Annotated in this window: 19 protein-coding genes; 8 read left to right on the top strand and 11 right to left on the bottom strand. The window is 70.0% G+C overall.

The genetic code is table 11. The features are described from left to right. Positions 1 to 54 precede the first annotated feature (54 nt). On the top strand, positions 55 to 885 hold the full coding sequence (locus CAL29_RS12530) for a helix-turn-helix domain-containing protein (protein ID WP_094853346.1): 831 nt from the start codon (positions 55 to 57) through the stop codon (positions 883 to 885). 23 nt (positions 886 to 908) lie between these two features. On the opposite strand, the gene CAL29_RS12525 is transcribed toward CAL29_RS12530, so the two are convergent. After that, positions 909 to 2,678 carry a solute carrier family 23 protein gene (locus CAL29_RS12525; protein WP_094853345.1) on the bottom strand — a complete coding sequence of 590 codons (1,770 nt, stop codon included), beginning with the start codon at positions 2,676 to 2,678 and terminating at the stop codon, positions 909 to 911. 373 nt (positions 2,679 to 3,051) lie between these two features. Between CAL29_RS12525 and CAL29_RS12520 the strand changes: the two genes are divergently transcribed. Beyond that, a complete protein-coding gene (locus tag CAL29_RS12520; RefSeq protein WP_094854049.1) occupies positions 3,052 to 3,921 on the top strand; it encodes a PhzF family phenazine biosynthesis protein in 870 nt (289 codons plus the stop codon). An 84-nt stretch (positions 3,922 to 4,005) separates the two neighbouring features. Here the strand turns inward: CAL29_RS12520 and CAL29_RS12515 are convergent, their stop codons facing one another. After that, entirely contained in the window at positions 4,006 to 4,488 is a 483-nt protein-coding gene (locus CAL29_RS12515) for a PaaI family thioesterase (RefSeq protein WP_094853344.1), read from the bottom strand. Between the two features lie 90 nt (positions 4,489 to 4,578). On the opposite strand from CAL29_RS12515, the gene CAL29_RS12510 reads away from it, so the two are divergent. After that, positions 4,579 to 5,967, top strand: coding sequence for an aminotransferase-like domain-containing protein (locus CAL29_RS12510; RefSeq protein WP_094854048.1), 1,389 nt, complete (start codon positions 4,579 to 4,581; stop codon positions 5,965 to 5,967). A gap of 25 nt (positions 5,968 to 5,992) precedes the next feature. Here CAL29_RS12510 and CAL29_RS12505 read toward each other — a convergent pair whose 3' ends face one another. From CAL29_RS12505 to CAL29_RS12480, 6 genes are all read right to left on the bottom strand, one after another. Beyond that, the gene (locus CAL29_RS12505) at positions 5,993 to 6,430 is read right to left on the bottom strand and encodes a hypothetical protein (protein WP_094853343.1); all 438 of its coding nucleotides are present in this window, start codon (positions 6,428 to 6,430) and stop codon (positions 5,993 to 5,995) included. Next, the gene (locus tag CAL29_RS12500; RefSeq protein ID WP_094853342.1) at positions 6,430 to 7,893 is read right to left on the bottom strand and encodes an efflux transporter outer membrane subunit; all 1,464 of its coding nucleotides are present in this window, start codon (positions 7,891 to 7,893) and stop codon (positions 6,430 to 6,432) included. The genes CAL29_RS12505 and CAL29_RS12500 overlap by 1 nt, the downstream gene beginning before the upstream one ends. Further along, the gene (locus CAL29_RS12495; RefSeq protein WP_256977419.1) at positions 7,890 to 8,915 is read right to left on the bottom strand and encodes an HlyD family secretion protein; all 1,026 of its coding nucleotides are present in this window, start codon (positions 8,913 to 8,915) and stop codon (positions 7,890 to 7,892) included. The genes CAL29_RS12500 and CAL29_RS12495 overlap by 4 nt, the downstream gene beginning before the upstream one ends. A gap of 185 nt (positions 8,916 to 9,100) precedes the next feature. After that, the gene (locus CAL29_RS12490; RefSeq protein ID WP_256977418.1) at positions 9,101 to 10,753 is read right to left on the bottom strand and encodes an MFS transporter; all 1,653 of its coding nucleotides are present in this window, start codon (positions 10,751 to 10,753) and stop codon (positions 9,101 to 9,103) included. Positions 10,754 to 10,901: 148 nt separating this feature from the next. Beyond that, positions 10,902 to 11,804 (bottom strand): LysR family transcriptional regulator, encoded by a 903-nt coding sequence (locus CAL29_RS12485; protein WP_094853340.1) that lies wholly within the window; start codon positions 11,802 to 11,804, stop codon positions 10,902 to 10,904. A gap of 96 nt (positions 11,805 to 11,900) precedes the next feature. Further along, complete coding sequence (locus CAL29_RS12480) at positions 11,901 to 13,037, bottom strand: alanine racemase (RefSeq protein WP_094853339.1); 1,137 nt, start codon at positions 13,035 to 13,037, stop codon at positions 11,901 to 11,903. 289 nt (positions 13,038 to 13,326) lie between these two features. Here CAL29_RS12480 and CAL29_RS12475 point away from each other — a divergent pair, with 289 nt between their 5' ends. The 4 genes from CAL29_RS12475 to CAL29_RS12460 all read left to right on the top strand — a co-directional run bounded on the left by CAL29_RS12475 (position 13,327) and on the right by CAL29_RS12460 (position 18,761). Next, positions 13,327 to 14,418, top strand: a complete 1,092-nt coding sequence (locus CAL29_RS12475) for a LysR substrate-binding domain-containing protein (RefSeq protein ID WP_094853338.1) — start codon at positions 13,327 to 13,329, stop codon at positions 14,416 to 14,418. Positions 14,419 to 14,511: 93 nt separating this feature from the next. Continuing rightward, on the top strand, positions 14,512 to 15,033 hold the full coding sequence (locus CAL29_RS12470) for a sigma-70 family RNA polymerase sigma factor (protein WP_094853337.1): 522 nt from the start codon (positions 14,512 to 14,514) through the stop codon (positions 15,031 to 15,033). A gap of 15 nt (positions 15,034 to 15,048) precedes the next feature. Then, positions 15,049 to 16,044, top strand: coding sequence for a FecR domain-containing protein (locus tag CAL29_RS12465; protein ID WP_256977415.1), 996 nt, complete (start codon positions 15,049 to 15,051; stop codon positions 16,042 to 16,044). Positions 16,045 to 16,244: 200 nt separating this feature from the next. After that, positions 16,245 to 18,761, top strand: a complete 2,517-nt coding sequence (locus tag CAL29_RS12460; RefSeq protein WP_094853336.1) for a TonB-dependent siderophore receptor — start codon at positions 16,245 to 16,247, stop codon at positions 18,759 to 18,761. On the opposite strand, the gene CAL29_RS12455 is transcribed toward CAL29_RS12460, so the two are convergent. Next, positions 18,749 to 19,339 (bottom strand): TetR/AcrR family transcriptional regulator, encoded by a 591-nt coding sequence (locus tag CAL29_RS12455; protein WP_094853335.1) that lies wholly within the window; start codon positions 19,337 to 19,339, stop codon positions 18,749 to 18,751. The genes CAL29_RS12460 and CAL29_RS12455 overlap by 13 nt on opposite strands. Before the next feature lie 190 nt (positions 19,340 to 19,529). Between CAL29_RS12455 and CAL29_RS12450 the strand changes: the two genes are divergently transcribed. After that, entirely contained in the window at positions 19,530 to 20,273 is a 744-nt protein-coding gene (locus CAL29_RS12450) for a siderophore-interacting protein (protein ID WP_256977413.1), read from the top strand. Between the two features lie 13 nt (positions 20,274 to 20,286). On the opposite strand, the gene CAL29_RS12445 is transcribed toward CAL29_RS12450, so the two are convergent. After that, on the bottom strand, positions 20,287 to 21,444 hold the full coding sequence (locus CAL29_RS12445; protein ID WP_094853333.1) for an alpha-hydroxy acid oxidase: 1,158 nt from the start codon (positions 21,442 to 21,444) through the stop codon (positions 20,287 to 20,289). A 21-nt stretch (positions 21,445 to 21,465) separates the two neighbouring features. Continuing rightward, positions 21,466 to 22,269 (bottom strand): alpha/beta fold hydrolase, encoded by an 804-nt coding sequence (locus CAL29_RS12440; protein ID WP_179283998.1) that lies wholly within the window; start codon positions 22,267 to 22,269, stop codon positions 21,466 to 21,468. Between the last annotated feature and the right edge of the window lie 22 nt (positions 22,270 to 22,291).

The raw sequence follows: 22,291 nt of genomic DNA, 5'->3' as shown, positions 1-22,291 counted from the left end.
CTTCTCCTTGCATGGCAGGAAGGGAAGAATCTATAGGACGCCGGGAGGCCCGTCTTGGAAAAACACGACAGTTCGCCTTCGCCTGAACAAACGCGCCTGCCCAAGGCCGTGCTCGACCCGACGCGGGCGCAGGCGCGCTTTCGCCTGGACCGGTACCCGCCCTCCGCGCCGCTCGTCCCTTTCGTCGACTACCACTGGGTGGTGCAATGGGACCTCGCGGACCGCTCGCCGGAAATCCAGCGCGTGCTGCCCTACCCCAATGCCCACCTGGTCTTCGACCCCGGCAAGACGGCGCTGTTCGGCGTCATGCGAGGCGTGTTCGACCGCGAGATAAAGGGCTGCGGCCGCGCCATCGGCGTCAGGTTCCGCTGCGGCGGCCTCCGGCCCTTCCTGCGCGAGCCCGTCGCCGCGATAACGGATCGCGTGGTCTCCACGCGCATGATCCTGGACCAGGCGCCACTGGAAGCCGAGGAAATCGTGTTGCGCGGCGCCACGGATCGGGAAATGGTCCAGGCCGCGGAAGCCCTGCTTCTTCCCAGGCTTCCGGAACCCGATCCCATGGTCGACCGGATAGCAGGCATGATGGCGATCGCGGCGCGGGAAGGCGGCCCGACCAGCGTCGAGCAATTCGTGCGCGAGGTGGATTGCAGCCTGCGCGGCCTGCAACGTCTCTTTCACGACTACGTCGGCGTGCCTCCCAAATGGGTGGTCCAACGATTCAGGATCCAGGAGGCGGCATGGCGGCTGTCGGAGGGATACCCGGGCGCGCTTTCCGATCTGGCGACCGAGCTCGGCTATTTCGACCAGGCGCATCTCGCCCTGGATTTCGCCAGGTTCGTGGGATGCTCCCCGTCCGAGTATCGCCAGCGGCAACGAAAGCCCTAGCCGAAGGGTTCAATAAAAACGGCTCAATGATCGAAATGCAGCAGCAAATACCTTTCCTCGCCCCGCGCGCCGTTCGCCACGCGATCCGCCCAATGCCGCACCAGCGTATTCGACACCCGCGCCACGGCCGCCTCGATGGCGGCGTCGAAGCCCTTGTCGTCGAGGTCGTCGACCGGCGGGCACGGCAGCGTGGCCCCCTGCTTGCCGGGTAGCGTCAGCGCCGGCCCGTCGTACAGCAGCTCGATGTCGAAATTGAACTCATCGAACATGCCGCGCACGCCGCGCAGGTGACGCCGGCCATCCTGCTGCAGCACGTCCACGGCTTCCAGCGCCGCCATGGCGGCGCGCTGCACGACGTCGCGCCGCGCGCCCCAGGCCCCGCCCTGGCGTTCGACGAAGGCGATCGTCTGCTCGCCGATCGGCGCGCCGTCCGGCTCGAAAGCCCGTTGCACCTGGCGCGCGGTGCCCAGGCGGAAAAACAGGTTCAGCGCGATGGCCGCGACGCCGGCCACGATAAAGCCGCTGCCCACCAGCAATTGCATGGAGGCCGGCGCCTGCCTGGGCATGGCGGGAATGAACATGACCGCCAGCCCCGCGCACAGGGACAGGCCCACCGTGAAAATGCCGCGGCTGTCCACCGCCCGCGAAGCGATCAGCTCGATGCCCGATACGATGAGGAAGGCCGCCGCGTACAACTCCACCGCGCCGAGCACGGCGGTGGGGATCAGGGTCAAGGCCAGCGTCACCTGCGGCAGGAAGGCGATGGCCGCCATGAACGCCGCGGCCAGCAGGCCGATGCGGCGCGCGGTCGAGCGCGTGGCGTGGCATAGCGCGATGTTGGCCGAGGAAATGGCCGTGGGATAGCCGCCCAGCAGGCTTCCCAGCAGATCGCCCAGCCCGTTGGCCTGCACGCCGCGTCCGATGCCGCGCATGTCCGCGCGCCGCCATTCGGCATCCTCGATTTTCTCCATCATGATGACGCTGCCCACGGTGTCCAGTTGCGACAGCACGGCGATCAGCCCCACCGCGATCAGGAGATCCGAGGTCACCGAAAAATCAGGCGGATGGATGAGCGGCAGCGCCATCCACGGCGCCCGCGACAAGGCCTCGCCCCCATGGATCTGCCCCAGCATCGCCGCCATGGCCGCGCCCGCGCCTATCCCGATCAACAAGGCCAGCAGGCGGACGCCGCGCGTTCCCCATACCGAGCACAGGACGATGGCGCCCAGGGTGACGCCGGCGATGGCCAGGCTGGTGCCGTCTATCGCCCCTTGCGCGTCCAGCCCCAGGGCATGGCGCACCGACACGCCGATCAGCGAGATGCCCACGAAGCACACCACCACGCCGGCCACGGTGGGCGGAAAGACGGCCCGCAGCCGCCGCATCAGCGGACTGATCGCCAGCGCCACCACGCCGCCGACGAAGGTCAGCGTGGCCATGCCGCCCATGCCGTGGCGCTGCATGGCGATGGCGGCGAAGGTGATCATGAAGGGATTGGGCATGTGCACCAGCAGGCGGCCCGCGCCCATCCGGCCGCCCCATGCCTGCATGGCCGTGGCCAGCGCCATGCCGATGAGCGTGACCGACAGCAGCGACTGGGTGTCCGCGGTGTCGAGTTGCGCGCTGCGCGCGGCGGCCAGCAGATAGGCGACCAGGGCCAGCGCGGTGGCCAGATGCTGCACGGCGAGCAGGCCCAGGGTGGCGGGCGGGAGACGATCGTCCGCGCCATAGATCAGGTCGGCGGGACGCCGGCGCGGCGGCGGAACGACGGGCGGCAGTATGGTCGTGGGCATATCGCTCCCTGGCTGGGCCGTCAAAAAAGGCGATTCTATTACCGGCCTCGTCCACGAACCGCAATCGGCATGATTCAGGTTTTGCCTCGTTTTTTACGCTATCCGGGACATGTAGGATCATCGCCTGTGCATCGCCGCGTGTTCGCCGAGCGCTGATATGCCTGCTTCTTTTAAACGCGGGTTTTTTGCATGACAGAAGCCCGCGGATACGCCGTGCCCCGCGGCAATACGCGATGCAGACGGCGCGACTGATTCATTAAGGATGGCAGGTGTATGAACAGATGGATCGTCGGGCAGATCAACATTCAGGATTCAGGAAAAACGCTGCGGGCATCCTACAATGCCCCATCCCAACCTTTGTCCCGTTCCCGACATGGCCACCTACGCGTTCCGCCTTCTCAATGTCTTCGCCGAATCGACGTTCGGCGGCAATCCGTTGTGCGTGTTCGAGGACGCGCGCGGACTGGACGACGCGACCATGCAGGCGCTGACCCTGCAATTCAATCTGTCGGAAACCACTTTCATCCTGCCCTCGGACCAGGCCGACGCGCGCGTGCGCATTTTCACGCCCGGCTACGAGATGCGCTTCGCCGGGCATCCGACGCTGGGCACCTCGCAGGTCGTGCGCGAGCTGCGCGGGACCGGGCCCGTGCTGAAGCTGGAATTCCTGGCCGGCGTCGTGCCGGTGTGGTCGCGGGACGACGTATGGACCTTCACCGCGCCGCAATCCGGCCCTCTCAAGCATCGCGCCGAACCCATGCCGCCCGCGCGATTGGCCGCCATGCTGGGCCTGCGCGAAGACGACCTGCTGGACGCCCCGCGCTGGATCGACACCGGCGCCGACCAGTTGCTGGTGCCCGTGCGCAGCGCCGACGCCGTGCGCCGCGCCGCCCTGGACAGCGGCGGCTTCGAGGCGTGGCCGGCCAGCAGCCTGGGCCGCAAGACGGCCTATGTCTTCGCCTTCGAGAAGGCGCCCGGCGGCGGCCAGCCCGGCCGGGTGCTGGCGCGCTATTTCTTCAGCAAGGGCGGCGCGGTGGTGGAAGATCCCGGCACCGGCTCGGCCTGCGCCAACCTGGGAGGCTGGCTGCTGCAACAGGGACGCGACCTGCCGGCGAGCTATCTCGTCAGCCAGGGCGAGGCGGTCGGCCGGCCCTGCACCTTGCGCCTGCACGTGACCGAGGACGGGCAGGTGCAGGTGGGCGGGCGCGTCATCGAGATCGGCCGCGGGACGGTGACGATCTAGCGCCGTGCCGCGGGGGTTCAGGCCCGAAATGGAAAATCGATGGATGCATGCGCAGGGCAAGGCGCGAACTGCCGGGACGCGGCATTACTGTCCCTTCGCGCCGTCCCCACGCAACGTCATCACCGCGCTGGCGATCGTCGCCACCGGCTTGCCGTCCTCCCGCAGGATGTCGCAGACATAGTGGCTGACGGTGCGGCCGCCGTGCGCCGCGCGGGCGTGGGCGCGCAGGCGCTCCTTCCACACGGGCCGCAGGAAGGTCGCCTTCAGGTCGATGCTGGCGAAGGACTCGCCTTCCTGCATCAGCGTCGAATGCGCCGTCCCGATGGCGGCGTCCGCCAGCTCGCACAACATCCCCCCATGCACGGTGCCCTGCTGATTGCCATGGCGCGCGGCATCCGCGTCCAGTTCGACGACCGCCATGGCCTGTCCCACGTCGATCAGGCGGAAGTCCAGCAATTGGGAAATGGCGGTGGGGTAGCGCATGAACGTGCGCGCGCCGGCCGGCAGGCCGCCGTCGATCTGGCGGCGCAGGAATTCGAGAATGGGCAGACGCGCGGACGTATCCATGGGCTTAGGATCTCCATGTCGATGTGAAAGGATGTCCGCAGCGTACCGGCGTAGACTATGACAATCAAAAAATTGTCCCAGGTACGCATCATGGCCCATCGAACGAAGGCGCCCGCCGCGCTGTCCGGCAACGGCAAGAACGCCGGCGCGGCCGCCCTCGCCGCGCGCCTGGCGGACGACATCCGCGCCGGCCGGCTGGCGCCGGGCGCGCGCCTGCCCACCCATCGCGCCCTGGCCGCGCGGCACGGCATCGCCGTGGCCACCGCCACGGGCGTCTACGCTCGGCTCAAGGCCATGGGCCTGGCCGTCGGCGAAACCGGCCGCGGCACCTTCGTGCGCGACCGCCCGTCCGGGGACGAATGGGATCCCGCCGACGAAGCGCGCGCCAGCACTGCCACCGCGGACCTGTCCTTCAACCATCCCGTCTGGCCGGGCCAGGGCGAGATGCTGCGCGACGCCCTGCGCCAGCTTGCCGCGGGCGGCGACCTGGCGGCGCTGCTGCATCAGCAGCCTCCCGGCGGCCGGCGCCATGACCGCGCCGCCCTGCGCGGCTTCCTGGCGCACGCGCGCGGCATCGACGCCGACGTCGAAAACCTCTTCCTGGTCAACGGCGCGCAACACGGCCTGGATTGCGTGATGGGCGCCCTGCTCGCGCCCGGCGACGCCGTCGCCGCCGACGCCCTGACCTACCCCGGCTTCAAAATGGCGGCGCAGGCGCACGGCCTGGCGCTGCACCCCATTCCCGCGCTGGCTGAAGGGCCCGACCTGGACGCGCTCGACGCCCTCTGCCGCCGGCATCGCATCCGCGCCCTCTACGCCATGCCCACCTTGCACAACCCCTTGGGCTGGATCCTGAACGAGGCGCAGCGCCGGCGGCTCGTCGCGCTGGCGCGCCGCCACGACCTGCTGATCATCGAGGACGGCGTCTACGCGCACCTCGCGGCGAACGCGCCCGCGCCCCTGGCGGCGCAGGCGCCGGAGCGCACGGCCTATGTCTCCAGCCTCTCCAAGAGCCTGGCCAGCGGGCTGCGCTATGGCTATGTCTGCGTGCCGCCGGCCGTGGCCGGACGCGTGAGGGCCCATATCCGCGCCAGCCATTGGAGCCTGCCCACGCTGGTCACGGCCTTGGGCACGCGCTGGATCGCCGACGGCACGCTGGCGCGCCTGGAACAACGCCAGCGCCGCGAGGCGCGGCAACGCCAGCACTGCGCGCGGCGCGTATTCCAGGGCATGGACCCGACCCCGATCGCGCATCCGGCGTCCCTGTTCCTGTGGCTGCCGCTGCCGCCGGAGCTACGCATGGACCGCATCGCCCGGGCGCTCGCCCAGCGCGACATCGCGGTGTCGAAAGGAGAGGCCTACGCCACCACCCGGCATGCGCCGCACGCGCTGCGATTAGGGCTGAGTTCCGTCCCGCTGGAGGACTTGCCGGACGTGCTGCGGACCGTGCGGGAAACGATAGCGGGATTTCCGCCTTGACGGCCGGGCCGCGCGGCGGCGCGCCTCAACCGTAGGTCACCGCCCGGTCGTCATGCGGCGGCGGGCGCCGGGCCCGGCCGAAGGCGATGGACAGTCCCTCGTCCAGGCTGGCCACCGCATAGTGGGCGATGCCGAAGGCCTTGCTCACGCCCCGCCCTCGCTGCACGGCCGCTTCCCGGCGCCGCGCATCGGGCTCGACGCTTATCAGCGCGGCGCACAGCCGCGCCAAGGCCTCGCGATGGCGCTTCAGCCAGATGCCGCGGCGCTTGTAGTCCTCGTGGGATTCCTCGGCGGGCATTTCCGGATAGAGCACTGCGAACGGCTCGCCGTGCCGCAGCAGCGCCTCCATTTCCACCTCCCACTGCGCCGCGTAACCCGGCAGGACGGCGGCGGGGCGCACCATGACCGCCGGAAAGCGGGTCGTATCGTGCACGGTAAAAAAGGCGTGATCCAACGGTTTCATCAGGAATCTCCATGAAGGTTAGCGGCGGCGACGGGCAGGTCGGCCTCCCAGCCGCCACCCAGCGCCTTGAACAGGCGCACCAAGGCCAGGTCGATGCCGGCATCGTTGCGCGCCAGGTCTTGCTGCGTGGCCAGCAGGTCTTTCTGCAAGGCCAGCACGTCGAGAAAATCCACGGCGCCGGCAAGGTACTGACGGCGCGCCTGCGCCAGCGTGGTCTCGTTCCGGGCCACGGCCTCGGCGAGTTTTTCGCGCTGCCGCCGCAAGGCGCCGTAATCGCCCAATGCGTCGTCGACCTCGTGCCAGGCGCGCAGGACGGTGCGTTGATAGTCGATCATGGCCTCCTGCTGGCGCGCCTGGCTCAAGGCCAGTTGGCCGCGCAGCCGGCCGCCGTCGAACAAGGGCACGCGCAGCACGGGGCCGATGCCGAATATCCGCGCGCCCCAGTCGCCGAGTTCGTTCAATTGCAGGGCCTGCAAGCCGAAATCGCCGGACAGGGTGATGCGCGGATAGAAATCCGCCACGGCGACGCCGATGCCCGCGGTCGCCTCGTGCAAGCGCGCCTCGGCGGCTCGGATGTCCGGCCGGCGCCGCGCCAGCTCGGCGGGCAGGCCCACGCGCGCGAGCGCCGGCGGCGCCGGGATGGGCGCGGCGGCGCGCAACTCGCCGGCCAGCGCGGCGGGCGGCAAGGCGAGCAGCCGGCTCAGCGCGTTGATCTGGCGGTCCGCGCGATTGTCCAGCGCCGGCAGGCGCGCCTCGATGGTGCTGACTTGCGCCGCGGCTTCGGCCACGTCGACGCCGGTCGCCACGCCGTCGTCATAACGGCGTTGGGTCAAGGCCTGGCTGTGGCGCGCGATGGCCAGGTTCCGCGCCACGATCTCCCGCTCGGCCTGCACGCCGCGCAGGGACACATAGTCCTGGGCGGTGGCCGCCAGGGCGGCCAGCAGGACGTCGCGTTGCAGTTCGGCGCTGGCCTCGACGGCGGCGCCGGCCATTTCGGACTGGCGCCGGACGCGGCCCCACAGGTCGATTTCCCAGGCCGCGTCCGCGCCGCCCTGCCACAAGTCGTAGTCCGCCTCGCCGGCGCGATTGGACACGTCGGCCAGGCCATGAGCGCTGGACCGCGCATGGCGATAGGACGCGTCCGCGTTCACGCCGGGCAGGCGACCAGCATCGGCCACGCCCAGCGCCGCGCGCGCCTGCATCAGGCGCGCGGCGGCGGCCTGGACGTCGAGGTTGGCGCGCGCGACGCGGGCCAACAGCCCATTCAACACAGGGTCGTTGAAGGCCTTCCACCAGGCGACGTCGGGCGTCTCGTCCGCATCGGCTATCGCGACCGTGTCCGCATGCCCCCACCGCGCGGGCAAGGCCGCTCGCGGCGCCTGGAAATCCGGGCCCACCGCGCAACCCGTCAGGCCCGCCAGCAACAGGCCTACCAGCAGCGCCAATTCCGACCGGCGTCTCATCGCGCCCCTCCTGTGTCGTCCGTGCGCAAGGTCGCCTCCACCGACATGCCGACGCGCAGTTGCTCCAACCCCGGCTGTCCCGGGTCCAGCCGTATCTTCACCGGCAGCCGCTGGACCACCTTGGTGAAGTTGCCCGTCGCGTTGTCCGGCGCCAATGCCGCGAAGGTGACGCCGGTGGCCGGCGCCACGCTGTCCACCGCGCCGCGCAGCACCGTGTCGGGGAAGGTGTCCACGCGGACATCCGCCCGCTGCCCGGCCCGCACGCCGGCCAACTGGGTTTCCTGGAAATTGGCGACGACATAGGCCTGCTTCAGCGGGACCACCGCCAGCAGCGGCGTCCCCGGCGTGACGTAGGCGCCGACACGCACCGAGCGCTGGCCCACCGTGCCGTCGACGGGGGCCACGATGCGCGTCCACGACAGGCTCAAGACGGCGCTTTCCAGGGCGGCATGCGCGCGCGCCAGCGCCGCCGCCGCATGCTCGCGTTGCGCCTGCAGCAGGTTCACCTGCTGGCGCGCGGCCTGCAATGCGGCCGCCTGGCGCTCGACCTCGGCCGACGCGGTGTCGATGCGCGCGCGGGCCTGCTGCGCGTTCTGGGTGCTGCCCGCGCCATGCCTGGCCAGGTCCGCATAGCGCTCGTAGTCCGCGCGGGCGAAGACGCGGGCGGCGCGCGCCGCGGACAAGGCCGCCTGGGCCTGGGCGATGACGGATTGCTGCTGCGCCAGCGCGGCGTCGGCGCCGGCCACGGCCGCCTGCGCCACCGCCACGTCCGCGCGCGCCGCGTCGGCCGCCGCGGCATAGTCGCGGTCGTCGATGCGCGCCAGCAGTTGCCCCGCGTGCACTTCCTCGTTGTCGTCGACCAGCAGCGCGCTGACCTGCCCGGCGACGCGCGGCGCCAGCACGGTGTAGTCGGCGGCGACGTAGGCGTCGTCGGTGCGCTGCACGCCGGCCGCCTCCATGCGATAGGCGCCCAGCAAGCCGCAAAGCGCCAGCGGCGCGCCCAGCGCCAGGACTATCTTCAATTTCCTCTTCGTAAGGGACATAGCCATAAGACCTTCGATAAAACTTTCGAACAAGGCTTTCGAATAAAGCCTTTGAATAAAACCTTCGAACAAAGCTTGAGATCGACCATGCGGCCCCGGACGCGCCGCCGGCCGCGCGATCGCGCCGACAGGCAGGCCCGCGCATCCATGGCCGCGCGCGCCGCTCACGCTTTCGGCGGCTCGATCCGCGTCGGCACGAACGGAATCGACAGCATCAGCAGGACGGCCAGCGCCGCCATGATCCGCAGCACGTCGGCCGAGGCCAGGATCGACGCCTGCGCGCGGATGCGTTCATCCACCAGCGCCAGCGCCGCCTGCGCATCGATGCCCAGGCGCGCGGTCATGTCGTGCAACATCAGGGTCCAGGCCTGCGGACGATTGCCCATCTGGTCCACCAGCGCATGCGAGTGCAGGTGTTCGCGCCAGACACCGAGCCCCTCGGTCACGCCCGCGCCCAGCACGCCGGCGTATCCCTTGACCGTGTTGAACCAGGCCGAGGCGAAGGGTCCCTCCTGCGGCGCCATGCCGTGGGTCGACAACATCAGCAGGGGAATCACCGCCATGGGCTGGCCCAGCACCTGGAGCGCTTGCAGCAGGTAGAAGTTGTCGCGGATCCAGTCGCGCGTCATGAAGCTTGCGCCGAGGCAGCTCGAGGCTATCAAGGCCAGTCCCGCCGCCAGCACCCAGCGGCAGTCGACGCGCCGGATATTGCACAGCGCGGCCACGGCGGGCAGCGCGATCAACTGGGGCAAGGCCACGGCCAGGCCCAGGGGCGCGGTCTGCAACGGGCGATAGCCGTGCGTCTCGGCGAGGTAGGCGGCCGGCACGGTCGCCCAGGCCACCAGCACCACCAGCACGCCGCCCAGGATCGCCAGGGAGTACGTCAGGTTGCGCCGCGCCAAGAACTGGATCTTGAAGAACGGCAGCGGATGCGACCATTCGTTGATGGCGAACAGGATCAGCAGGACCGCCGCGCCGCCGAACATCAGCGCGATGAACGGCGAGTCCAGCCAGCCGAGCCGCGTGCCCTGTTCCAGCGCCACCACCAGCATGGCCATGCCCGGCGCGCCCAGGAGCACGCCGCGCCAGTCGAACTGCTTCAGGCGTTCATGGCGCGGCGCATCCTGCGGCAAGCCCCAGGCCACCAGCGCGCCGGCCAGCACGGCCATGGGCACGATCTGCCAGAACAGCCAGCGCCAGCCGGCGTACTCGCCCCACAGGGCCGCCAGGGGCATGCCCAGGTTCGGCGCGAAGGTGGCGGTCAGGGCATAGGCGCCGAGGCCGTAGAGCTTGATGCCCGCCGGCAGGAAACGCAGCGCCACGGTCATCAGCATGGGCGGCAGGCAGCCGCCCGCCAGGCCTTGCAGCCCGCGCAGCAGGTAAAGCCAGCCCAGGCCGGACGCGAACGGCATGCACAGGCCCAGCGCGGCGAAGGCCGCCAGCGCCGCCAGGGTGAAGCGGCGCAGCGTGAAGGTGGCGGCGCACCAGGGCGCATACATGGCCGCGATGACCTGCGTGGCTTGATAGACGGTGGTCAGCCAGGCGCCGTCGTCATGGCTGACGCCGAAGATGCCGCGCAAATCGGGCAGCGCGATCTCGGTGACGTGGTCGTTGACCTGGGCGCAGGCGACGGCCAGCAACACGCCGGCGAAACCCGCGGCGATGCGCCTGCCGCCATGGGCGGGCCCCGCCGCCGCCATGGTCCTGCCCGGGGCCGTGGCGGTGGCATGCGCTGGCGCCGAAGCGGCAGGCGCCGGGCGCGCGCGGTCGAGGCGGGAGGCCGGGATGCGCGCGCCGGCGCTCGTCGAGGTGTCCACTGCAAACCTTCCTGGATGCGAGAAGGTCCCAGCTTAAGCAGCGGCCAGCGGTTTGAAAATTGACGAGTTTGCAGTCCAGGCGTGCGCCGGACGCAACGATGGGGCGCGCCGCATCGCGATGCGGGGCACGCCGTCCGGCGCCTGGCGTTCAGGTCCCCTGCCGGCAGATGTCGCGCACGATCCTCCGCAGCCAACGATGCGCGGCGTCGTTCTGGTAGCGCGGATGCCAGCCCTGCATGACGACCAGCGTTTCCAGCGGCAGCGGCAGGTCGAAGGCCCGCACCCTCAAGCCCTGGCGCCGCGCGGCCGCGGCCATGTGGTCGGGCGTGGCGACGATCAGGTCCGTGCCGCCCAGCATGAAGATGCCGGCGAGGAAATTCGGCACGACCACCGAGACCCGGCGCGACAGGGCCAGCGCGGCCAGGGCGGCATCGATGGGGCCGCTGGCCTTGCCCAGACGCGACACGCTGATGTGGTCGAAGCCGGCCACGCGCGCGGGCGTGATCTCTCCCGAAAAAATGGGATGATCCTCGCGCGCCACGCCGACGATGCGCGTGGTGAACATGGTCTGCAGGTGCATGTCCGGGCCCAGCGGGCGCAGGGAGCTGATGAAGAGGTCCACCGTTCCATCGCGCAGCACGGGCTCCGTGCTGTCGTTCTCCGGCGAGAAACGCAGGCGCACGCGGGGCGCCTCGGCCTGCACCCGCTCGATCAGGGCCTGTCCGAAAGCGCCGGTATAGATATCGTTGGCGCGCACGTTGAAACCGCGCTCCAGCGTGGACAGGTCGAGGGGCGTTTCGGGACGCAGCAGCCGGCGCGACTGCTCCACGGCGGCGCGCACCTCCTCGCGCAGGGCCAGCGCGCGGGGCGTCGGCGTCAGACCCCGCCCCGCCTTCACCAGTATGGGATCCCCCACCGTTTCGCGGATGCGCGCGAGCGTGCGGCTCATGGCCGGCGCGCTCAGGTTCATGCGGCGCGCGGCGGCGGCCACCGAGCCCTCCTCCAGGAGGACGTCGAGCGCGTAGAGGAGATTCAGGTCCGGGAATTGCATGAAGCGCAGTTTAGCGACTTCATCCTCGGTCCGGCGTCATGTGCCGGAAGTTGGCATTCGGGACACGGCGCGAAAGGTCGTGTCCCGCGCGCGGCGCTACGCCCAGCCGCTGAACCGCGGCCAGTTGGCTTGCACTTCCGTGCCGCCGGCCACCACCGTGTACGCGCCGAACTGCGCCGCCGTCGCGCAGGCATGATTGGGCACGATGCGCAGCAGCGTGCCGACGGGAAGCATGGGCGTCAGGGCGGGATCGCCGCGGTGACGCACGATGCCGTGCTCCTGGTTGGCGTCGGCCATGATCAGGTCCGGGATGAGGCGGCCCGCTTCGTCGCAGACCAGGCCATAGCCCTGGTCCACCGGCTGCCTGGCCGTGCCGCGGTCGCGCGACATCGCCATCCAGCCGGCGTCGGTGATCAGCCAGCCTTTTTCGCGCTGGTGGCCGATCACCGTGCACAGCACCGACAGCGCGATGTCCTCGACCGCGCATACGCCCACGCCATGCATCACCAGGTCGAAGAACACGTAGACGCCCGCGCGCACCTCGGTCACGCCCTCCAGCGAGCGGGCGAAATGCGCGGTCGGCGTGCTGCCGACGCTGACCACCGGCGCGGCGTGGCCGTCCGCGCGCAGGCGTTCGGCGGCGCGCACGGCGCCCGCGCGCTCCTGTTCCGCGCATGCCTCGATGGCCTCGTGCGAGCGGCAGTTGTAGGACTCGCCCGAATGCGTCAGCACGCCCGCCAGCCACGCCCCCTGCCCCGGCGCGCCGCGCAGGCGCGCGCCGATGCGCAGCAGCGCCTCGTCCTCCGGCCGCACGCCGGAGCGATGGCCGTCGGTGTCGATCTCGATCAGCACCGGCAGGTCCAGCCCGCGCGCGCCGGCGAACGCCGCCACGGCCTCGGCCGTTTCCTCGTTGTCGAGGATGATGGTCAGCCGCGCGCCGCGCCGGATCAAGCGCTCGGCATGCGGCAGTTTCGAGGGCGCCATGCCGACGGCGTACAGGATGTCGCGCCAGCCATGGTCGAGGAAGTATTCGGCCTCCTTCAGCGTCGACACGGTGAGCGGCGTATCCGTGCCGCCTAGCCGCCGCGTCACGTCCGCCGACTTGTTGGTCTTGACGTGCGGCCGCAGGCTCACGCCGAACGGCGCCAGCCGCGTGCGCAGGCGCTCGATATTGCGGTCGAGGCGTTCACGGTCGAGGATCAGTTGCGGGGTTTCCAGGTCGGCGAGTTGCATGGCGGATAGGCGGGGAATGTTGTCGAAAGAAAAGACGGCCGCGATGGGCGATGCGAGGAAGGCCCGGCGGCGCCTCCCCGAACCGCGGCGGCGCCCGGCGGGAATGGATTCGAGTGTAGGCGCGTGGGCGCGCTCCGGGGTTAATCGAATCTCATGTTTGAATTAACCTATAGGTTAATAGTCTGCCCGGAAGGCCTTGAATGGAAGGCCTCGGATGGAAGACCTCACATGGAAGGCCCGCCCCAGAAAGCCTCGCAGGCATCCGCATACCGCAACGCGCCCCTTTCCCATGAAACTCGACATCGACGACCTTCGTTTCATCCTCTCCCTGGAGCGGCTCGGCAGCCTGGCCGCGCTGGCGCGCGCGGAGAACGTCACGCCGCCGGCCATCACCAAGCGCCTGAACCAGTTGGAAGCGCGGCTCGGCGCGCGCCTGGCCCTGCGCACCACGCGCCAACTGCAACTGACCCACGAAGGCCATCTGATCGCGCGGCGCGCCACCGAGGTCCTGGACCGCATGCAGGCGATCGAGGACGCCCTGCAGGAACGCAGCCAGGTGATCGCGGGCAAGCTCAAGGTCCATGCGCCGTTCGGCTTCGGCCGGCGCTACGTGGCGCCGCTGCTCGCGCGCTTCCACGACGAACACCCCAACGTCGAGGTCCAGTTGTCGCTCTCCGACAGCCTGCTGCCGCCGTCGCCGGCGCATGGCCGGGACGCCTTCGACGTGGTCGTCAGCATCGGCGAACTGCCCGACATCCGCTGGGTGTCGCATCCGGTCGCGCCCAACCGGCGCCTGCTTTGCGCGGCGCCCGCCTACCTGGCGCGCGCGCCGGCGCTGGAAACGCCGGAGGACCTGGCGCATCACGCCTGCCTGGTGCTGCGCGAGAACGACGAGGACGTCACCCTGTGGCGCTTCGCCGACCGGAAAGCGTCCCGGGCCGCGGGCGGCGCCAGGACGGCATCCACGCGCCGCGGAAGAAACCAGGACCCCGCCGCGCTCGCCGAACCGGCCATCCCGCCGGCCACGCAGGGCCAAACGCAGCCGTCGCGCACCGTCCGCGTCCACCCCGCCCTGGAGAGCAACGACGGCGACGTCATCCACCAGTGGTGCCTGGCCGGCCAGGGCGTCATGATCCGTTCCGAATGGGACGTCGCGGCCGGTCTCACGGACGGCAAGCTGGTCGCGCTGCTGCCCGGCTACCGCCTGCCCGATGCCGACGTCGTCGCCCTGGTGCCGGCCGCCCACGTCGAGTCGGCGCGCACGCGGCGCTTCATCGACCTGCTGCGCAAGGCCTTCCAGCCGCGGCCGCCGTGGCGGACGGCGGACGCCTCGCAGGGGCAGGCGCGCAACACCGCCGCGGCGAAAAAGCGCCCGTCCTGAGCCTCCAATCAAATCAATAATGCAAATAATTCTTATTAAATATAGAATCCGCTCACGACATCCGCATTGAATCGATAGAAAGAGGGACGCTCCATGTCCGCCGAACTTGCCCTGCAACGGGAAGTGCAGGACCTGTATCGCGAGCATCATGGCTGGCTGTATGGCTGGCTGCGCCGCCGCCTGGATCACGCCGGCGATGCCGCCGACCTGGCGCATGACACCTACGTGCGCGTGCTGACCGTCGGCCGCGCGCCCCGGCCCGACGAATCGCGCCGCTATCTCACGCAGATCGCCAAGGGCCTGGCCATCGACCTGTACCGCCGCCGCCACATCGAGCAGGCCTATCTCGATACCGTCGCGGTGCTGGCGCCGTCGCAGGCGCCCTCCGAGGAAACGCGCGCCATCGTCATCCAGACCCTCATGGAGCTGGACGAATTGCTGAACCGCCTGCCCGCCAAGGCCAGGCAAGCCTTCCTGCTATGCAAGCTCGACGGCCTGAGCTATCGGGAGATCGCCGCCCTGCTCAAGGTATCCGTCTCCTCCGTCGAGAAATACATCGCCGCCGCCCTGGCCGCCTGTTACGCCGTCCGCTATCCGGACGAGACGCAAGGCTGACGCGGCGGCCCCGGCATGATGAACACTTCCGCGCGCGACGACGCCCCCATCGACCCCGGCATCGTGCAACGCGCCAGCCTCTGGATGGCGCGCCTCTGGTCCGGCGAGGCCAGCGCCGAGGACCGCGCCGCCTGTGCCGCCTGGCGCGCCGCCCATGCCGACCACGAGCGCGCATGGCAGCGCCTGCGCGCCCTGGAGGAACAGCTCGTCGGCCTGCCCCGGCGCGCCGCCCGCCGCGTCCTGCTGGAAGCGCCGCCCTCGCGCGCGCCGCGCCGGGCCGTCCTGCGCGCCGGCGTGCTGGCGCTGCTGGCCGGCGGCACGGCCTACACCGTGCGGCGCAGCGACGCCTGGCAATTGGCCACGGCCGACTACGCCACCGGCACCGGCGAAATCCGCGACGTCGTGCTGCCCGACCGGACCCGCCTGGTCCTGGACACGCGCAGCGCCGTCGACGTCCGCTACAGCCAGGCCGAGCGCGCCGTGCTGCTGCGCGCCGGCCGCGTGCATGCCGCCACCGCCGCGGACCCGACGCCCTGGCGCCGCCCTTTCCTCATCGAATGCGCGGCCGGCGCCGTGCGCACGGAGGACGCCCACTACAGCGTGCGGGGCGACGGCGGCGGCGGGCTGGCCGAGGTCGCCGTCTATCGCGGCGAGGTCGAGATCGTCCCCCGGCACGCGCCGGCACAGCGCCTGGGCGCGGGCTTGCGCGCGTGCTTCTCGGACACCGCCATCGAGGCCGCCCAGCCCTTGCCCGACGCCACGGAGTCCTGGACCCGCGGCACGCTGGTGGCCGAGCACATGCGCGTGATCGATTTCATCGCCGAGCTGTCGCGCTATCGCAGCGGCCTGCTGCGCGCCGACCCCGCGCTCGGCGATCTGCGGGTGACCGGCGTATTTCCGCTGGGCGACACCGATCGCGCCCTGGCCAACCTGGCCCAGGGGGTGAACGTGGACGTGCGCTACCGCACCCGCTACTGGGTCACCGTCGCGCCCCGCGCGGGGCGTGCATGACGCCCAGGGCGCGGGGCCGGCGCGAACGCGGCGCCGGAGAAAAATGCCGCATGGATGCGGATGGACGCCGTCCGGGCGAATGCGGGACTGCCCGCCGGCAACCAGGCTGAAAAATTTTCGCTCGTCGATTGAGGGTTTGCGGTTTTCGTTCGGAAGACAAGGTGACAGACCTCCAATGCTTCCGATCCCAGGACACCCGCATGCCCTTCCGCCCGCAACCCGCCGCCACCGAAATCGCACCGCCGCAACGGCCCCGCCGCGCTCATGAATCCCACGCCGCCGGGACGCCCACCGCCGCCCGACGCACCGCCTTCGCCCTGCGGCCGGCCGCGCTTGCCTTGCGCGCCGCCTTGCTGGCCGGCGGAACGCTGCTTGCCGCCGGCCTGGCCGCCCAGCCCGCCGCCGCGCAATCGCCAGCCGCCGCGGCGGCCGCGCGCAGCTACCGCATCGCGCCCGGCACGCTGGACCAGGTGCTCAACCGCTACGCCGCCGCCGCGGGCGTCGAGCTCTCCGTCGACGCCGCCCTGACGAAGGGCAAGACCAGTCCCGGCCTGAACGGCCGCTACACCGTGGACGAAGGCTTCGACCGGCTGACGCAGGGCCAGGGCCTGCGGGTCCTGCGCGGCGAACGCGGCGTCTACACCCTGCGCGCGGCCCCGCCCCAAGGCGCTGCGACCACCCTGCCCGCCGTCGAGGTGCGCGGAACCGCGGTGGAAAATCCCTGGGGACCGGTCGACGGCTACGTCGCCACCCGCAGCGCCACGGCCAGCAAGACCGACGCCTCGCTGCTGGAAACGCCCCAGTCGGTGTCCGTCATCACCAAGGAACAGGTGCGCGACCAGGGCGCCAAGACCATAGGCGCGGCCCTGCGCTACACGCCGGGCGTCGTCGCCGAGGAATACGGCGGCGGCGAAATACGCGTCGACCAGTACATGCTGCGCGGCTTCTCCGGCAGCATGCCCTACCTCGACGGCCTGAGCACCGCCGGCCTCTACACCCTGCTGTCGAACAGCGTCGAACCCTACGGCCTGGAACGCATCGAAGTCCTGCGCGGGCCGTCCTCGGTGATGTACGGCCAGAACATCCCGGGCGGCCTGCTCTCGCTGGTCAGCAAGCGCCCCACCGAAACCCCGCTGCACGAACTGGAAGTCCAGGGCGGCAACTGGGACCGCCGCCAGGTCGCGGGCGACTTCAGCGGCCCGCTCAACGACAGCGGCACCCTGCTCTATCGCGTGACGGGGCTGTTCCGCGACGGCGGCACCCAGGTCCACGACGTTGACAGCCAGCGCACCTACATCGCGCCCTCGCTGACCTGGAAGCCGGACGCCGACACCAGCTTCACGCTGCTGACCCACTACCAGCACGACAAGGAAGGCTTCGGCGGCCAATACCTGCCGGCCGAGGGCACGCTCTACGGCAGCCCCATCTATGGCCGCCTGTCCTCGCGCCTGTTCATCGGCGAGCCGGACCTGAACCGCTTCGAGCGCGAGGAATACAGCGTCGGCTATGCCTTCGAGCACCGCTTCAACTCGACCTGGACCGTGCGCCAGAACCTGCGCTACAGCCACGCCAACGTCAACCAGGCGCAGACGGTGGGCGCCGGCGTGGAAGAAGGCACCGCGCTGCTGGACCGCATGGCCTCGCAGTCCCACGCCTGGATCGACAACGTCACCGTGGACTCGCAGATCCAGGCGGATTTCGCCACGGGCGCGCTGCGCCATACGGCGCTGGCCGGCCTGGAGTATTCGAATTCCCACGACCGCTGGTACGAAAAGGACGGCGAAGCCTCCCCGCTCGACCTGCTGAACCCGGTCTACGGCCAGCCCTACACCATGCCGCCGGTCGACTTCGCCACCGACGACAAGGTGCGCCAACTGGGCCTGTACGCGCAGGACCAGCTCCGCTGGGGCCGCTGGACGTTGACGGGCGGCGTGCGCCACGACTGGGCCGACACCTCCTCGAAGGACCTGCTGTCGGGCACGGCCACGCCGCAGCACGACGAGAAGACCACCGCCAAGGGCGGCCTGGTCTATCGCTTCGACAACGGCGTGGCGCCCTACCTCAGCTACTCCGAGTCCTTCCTGCCCAACGTGGGCGCGAATTTCAGCAACACGCCCTACAAGCCCTCCACCGGCAAGCAGTACGAAGTCGGCGTGAAGTACCAGCCGGCCGGCTACAACAGCTTCATGATGGTGTCCGCCTACGACCTGACCCAGCGCAACATGCTGACCACCGATCCGGACCATCCCAATTTCTCGGTGCAGACCGGCGAAGTCCGCGTCAAGGGCATCGAGCTGTCGGGCACGGCCGACCTCACGCAGGGCTGGAAGGTGGTGGGCGCCTACACCTATATGTCGCCCAAGATCACGCGCAACAACGACGGGACGGTGGGCAACCAGCCGCAGGATGTGCCGCGCCACATGGCCAGCCTGTGGCTGGACAAGACGCTGCAGGAAGGCCCGCTGCAAGGCGTGGGGCTCGGCGTCGGCGTGCGCTACATCGGCTCGCGCTACGGCGACAACCAGAACTCGCTGGCGATTCCGGCCGTCACGCTGACCGACGCCGCCTTGCACTACGAGCGCCGCAACTGGCGCTTCGCCATCAACGCCACCAACCTGTTCGACAAGGAATACGTCGGCTCGTGCGAGGGATCGGCCGACGCCTGCCTGTACGGGTTCCGGCGTTCCGTGATGGCGACGGTCGCCTACAAGTGGTGACGGTCCGGCAATAGCGCCGCGCTCAGCGCATAACGCACCAGGTCCCCCGCCGAGGGGGACCGCACGAAGGTCATGGCCGGGGCGTGCGTCAATTCGAACACGACGGCGCCCAGCATTTCCGCGTCGGCGCCGCGGCCCGGCGCGTAGGCGGCCAGGCGCTCGCCCAGGCGCCGCCAATGGAAGCGGAAGACCGCCTCCTGGGTCTTTTCGAAACGCTTGCCCGGCTTGGCGTAGCGTTGGTGCTCCAGCACCAGCAGCGACCAGTTCCCCGTCCGCGCCGTGGCGTCGGCCCATGCGGCCACGGCCTCGATCGCCGCCTTCGCATCGCCGGCGCCGTCCAGGGCGCTCAACAGCGCGCCCAGGCTGGCATCGCCGTGGGCTTCCAGTATCTCCAGGAAGATCTGTTCCTTGCTCTCGAAGTTCGAGTAGAACGCGCCCTTGCTGAAGCCCGCCGCGGCCGCGATGCGGTCCACCGAGGCCGCGGCATAGCCGTCGCGCGCGAACAGCTTGCTGGCCGCGGCCAGCAGCTTACATCGGGTCGCCGCCTGGCTCTCCTCCCGTGACATGCGTTTCGTCATGACGTGGCTTTCTCCATTGCGGCAAGCGGCGCGGCCGAAGCGCCCCGCGATGCCCGGCCACGCATTTTAGATGCCTTTTATTCGGATACCTGCTATTCAGGCATATTTCAAATACCGAATGGTATTCGAATACTGTATAGTATCCCAAATGCTCCATTCCGGAGCTGCCCCGCCATCAAGGAGATGCTACGTGGATCATCCCACCCAACGCGTCCGTTTCGAATTGAAGAGCCGCCGGGTCGTCGTGCAGCGCACCGAGCGGCTCACTCCCCATATGCAGCGCATCGTCCTTGCCGGCCCGGACCTTGCGGATTTCACCAGCCTGGCCCCGGACGATCACGTCAAGCTCTTCTTCACCGAAGGCGGCCAGGTCGAACGGCGCGACTACACGCCGCGCCGCCACGACGCCCAGGCGCAGACCCTGACCATCGACTTCGCCTTGCACGATGCCGGTCCCGCCACGCGCTGGGCCTTGCGCGCCAAGGTTGGGGACACCCTGGATTTCGGCGGACCGCGCGGGTCCATGGTGGTGGAATGGTCCTACGACTGGTGGCTGCTGATCGGCGACGAAACCGCCCTGCCCGCCATCGGCCGCCGCGTCGAGGAAGCGCCGGCCGGCACGCGCATCCTTACCGTGGGGATCGTGCCGGGGCCGGAGGACGAACAGCGTTTCGATACGCGCGCCGACCACAGCGCGCTATGGGTGCATCGTCCGCCCGCCCAGGCCGACGACCCGGCGCCGGTCATGCAGGCGCTGAAATCGCTGGCGCTACCCGCGGGCGAAGGCTACGTCTGGGCCGCCGCCGAAGCGGGCGTGGCCAAGGCCATCCGTGCCTACCTGCGTGAAGAGATCGATCATCCGCGCGCCTGGACCAAGCTGGTCGGCTACTGGAAGAAGGGCCAGGCGGACGCCCACGAGAAATTCGACGATTGAACCGGCGCCAAGGTCACGACGCCGGCCGTAGGCAGTCGGGCCCGATGTCGGCGACCCGTCCTACTCCCATCATTACCATATCCCGGTCCACTTCGGCGGCCAGCAGGTCGACGGCGCGTTCGACGCCGGCCCGGCCCCCCGTCGCGGCGGCATAGGCGAAGGGGCGGCCGACGAAGACGAAGGCGGCGCCCAGGGCATAGGCCTTGAGCACGTCCGTCCCCCGGCGCACGCCGCCGTCCAGCATCACGGGCAAGCCCGGACAGGCGCGCAGGATCTCGGGCAGCATGTCCAAAGGGGCGGCGGCATCGTCGAGCTGGCGCCCGCCATGGTTGGAGACGATGATGCCGTCCGCGCCGGCGTCGCGCGCCAGCACGGCGTCGCGCGGATCGAGCACGCCCTTGACGACCAGCGTATGCGGCCACGCCGCGCGGATCCGCGCCAGGTGGTCCCAGCCGTAATTGCCGCGGTCGGCGAAGCTGCGCTCGACGTTGCGCGCGATGATGGCCACGCCGCGGGTCGCATAGTTGTTCTCGAAATGCGGCATGCCGTGCCGCAGCAAGGTGCGCAGGAAGGTGCCCACCGTCCAGGCGGGATGGGCCAGGCCCTGCCACGCCAGGGCCAGCGACGGCGCCAGCGGGCTCGTGAAGCCGCTGCGCGCGTAGGCCTCCTTGTTGGGATAGGCCGGCGTATCGACGGTGACGACCAGGGTGCGGAATCCGGCTTTCAGGATGCGCGCGAGCAGCGCGTCCATCCGGGCGCGGTCGCCCGGCACATAGGCCTGGAACCAGGCGGCGGGATTGACGCGCGCCACCGTTTCCATGGGGATCAGGGACGACGCGCTCATCACCATGGGAATGCCGCGCCGGGCCGCCACCTCGGCCAGCACGCAATCGCCGCGATAGGTGTAGAGCGCGCTCAGCCCGACCGGCGCCAGGCCAAACGGCTGCGCGTAGCGCACGCCGAAGAGCGCCACCGCCGGGCTGCGCGCGGTCGCGTCCACCAGCACGCGCGTGACCAGGCGATGCTTGCGAAAGGCCGCGCGATTGCCGTCATGCGCGTGCCGGTCCTCGGCGGCGGCATGGATATAGCCGAAGATCGGCCGGGGCAGGCGGCGCCGCGCCTGCGCCTCGAAATCGTCCAGGTTCAGGCACGCGGCGAGTCGTCGGCCCATGAGCGTCCCGCTTCCCTCGCATCAAGCCAGCTTCTGCAGGAATGCCAGCGTGGCCGGCGCGCAGATATCGGGATGCGACGCCGCCGGATGGTAGCAATCCAGATCCAGCAGCAGGATTTCCGCATGCGGCATCCCCTGCTGCACGACCTCGGGGGGCACCTGCCCGGCGGCCGCGTTGGTCTGCGCCGACAGCTTGGTCATGATCACCAGGGCGGGACATGCGACGGCCGGCATGTCGTCGCCGGCCCGCGTCGTTCCCACCCAGCGCAGGTAGGCGCGCGCGGTGGTGATGGAGGTGGCGCCCATCAGGTCCGTCCACCAGTCGATGGCGCTCGGCGGCGCATCCTTGCCCAGGCGCGCCGGCATGGTCTTGCGGGCCCAGGCCCGCATGCCGTGCTCTTCCATGAAGGGCTGCCAGTCGGCCCCGCCGGGCGCGACCATGGGCGGGCACGCCAAGGTGATCGAGCGCACCAGGTCCGGGCGCGTGGCCGCCAGCCGCAGGGTGCTGATGCAGCCGCTCTTGAACCCCACGACATGCACCGGCTCCCCCGCCAACCGGCCGATCACGCGCACCATGTCGTCCACGTACAGGTCCGTGGTGAACCTGAATTCGCTGTCCACGGGCGCCGTCCTGCCGAAGCCGCGCAGGTCATAGGTCACGACGCGGTATTTGCGCGAGAGATAAGGCACCCAGGCCCGGAAGGCCTGCGTGCTTTCCGTGAAGCCGTGGACGAAGAGGACCGTCTGCGGACGCGTCCATGGGTCCGTGGCGTCGTGTATCTCGTAATAAGGCTTGAAATCGGGGTCAAGATCCAGGAATGGCATGAACGGAACTCCAAGAGTGTCG

The organism is Bordetella genomosp. 10 (assembly GCF_002261225.1).
GTDB lineage: Bacteria > Pseudomonadota > Gammaproteobacteria > Burkholderiales > Burkholderiaceae_B > Bordetella_C.
The sequence above is the reverse complement of the archived record's forward strand: the minus strand, read 5'-3'. Positions and strand labels throughout refer to the sequence as shown.

Excerpts from the sequence above, each read along its gene's own strand:
- CAL29_RS12525 (WP_094853345.1), bottom strand. The coding sequence starts at position 2,678 with ATGCCCACGACCATACTGCCGCCCGTCGTTCCGCCGCCGCGCCGGCGT.
- CAL29_RS12520 (WP_094854049.1), top strand. The coding sequence starts at position 3,052 with ATGGCCACCTACGCGTTCCGCCTTCTCAATGTCTTCGCCGAATCGACG.
- CAL29_RS12515 (WP_094853344.1), bottom strand. The coding sequence starts at position 4,488 with ATGGATACGTCCGCGCGTCTGCCCATTCTCGAATTCCTGCGCCGCCAG.
- CAL29_RS12510 (WP_094854048.1), top strand. The coding sequence starts at position 4,579 with ATGGCCCATCGAACGAAGGCGCCCGCCGCGCTGTCCGGCAACGGCAAG.
- CAL29_RS12505 (WP_094853343.1), bottom strand. The coding sequence starts at position 6,430 with ATGAAACCGTTGGATCACGCCTTTTTTACCGTGCACGATACGACCCGC.
- CAL29_RS12500 (WP_094853342.1), bottom strand. The coding sequence starts at position 7,893 with ATGAGACGCCGGTCGGAATTGGCGCTGCTGGTAGGCCTGTTGCTGGCG.
- CAL29_RS12485 (WP_094853340.1), bottom strand. The coding sequence starts at position 11,804 with ATGCAATTCCCGGACCTGAATCTCCTCTACGCGCTCGACGTCCTCCTG.
- CAL29_RS12480 (WP_094853339.1), bottom strand. The coding sequence starts at position 13,037 with ATGCAACTCGCCGACCTGGAAACCCCGCAACTGATCCTCGACCGTGAA.
- CAL29_RS12475 (WP_094853338.1), top strand. The coding sequence starts at position 13,327 with ATGAAACTCGACATCGACGACCTTCGTTTCATCCTCTCCCTGGAGCGG.
- CAL29_RS12470 (WP_094853337.1), top strand. The coding sequence starts at position 14,512 with ATGTCCGCCGAACTTGCCCTGCAACGGGAAGTGCAGGACCTGTATCGC.
- CAL29_RS12465 (WP_256977415.1), top strand. The coding sequence starts at position 15,049 with ATGATGAACACTTCCGCGCGCGACGACGCCCCCATCGACCCCGGCATC.
- CAL29_RS12460 (WP_094853336.1), top strand. The coding sequence starts at position 16,245 with ATGCCCTTCCGCCCGCAACCCGCCGCCACCGAAATCGCACCGCCGCAA.
- CAL29_RS12455 (WP_094853335.1), bottom strand. The coding sequence starts at position 19,339 with ATGACGAAACGCATGTCACGGGAGGAGAGCCAGGCGGCGACCCGATGT.
- CAL29_RS12445 (WP_094853333.1), bottom strand. The coding sequence starts at position 21,444 with ATGGGCCGACGACTCGCCGCGTGCCTGAACCTGGACGATTTCGAGGCG.
- CAL29_RS12440 (WP_179283998.1), bottom strand. The coding sequence starts at position 22,269 with ATGCCATTCCTGGATCTTGACCCCGATTTCAAGCCTTATTACGAGATA.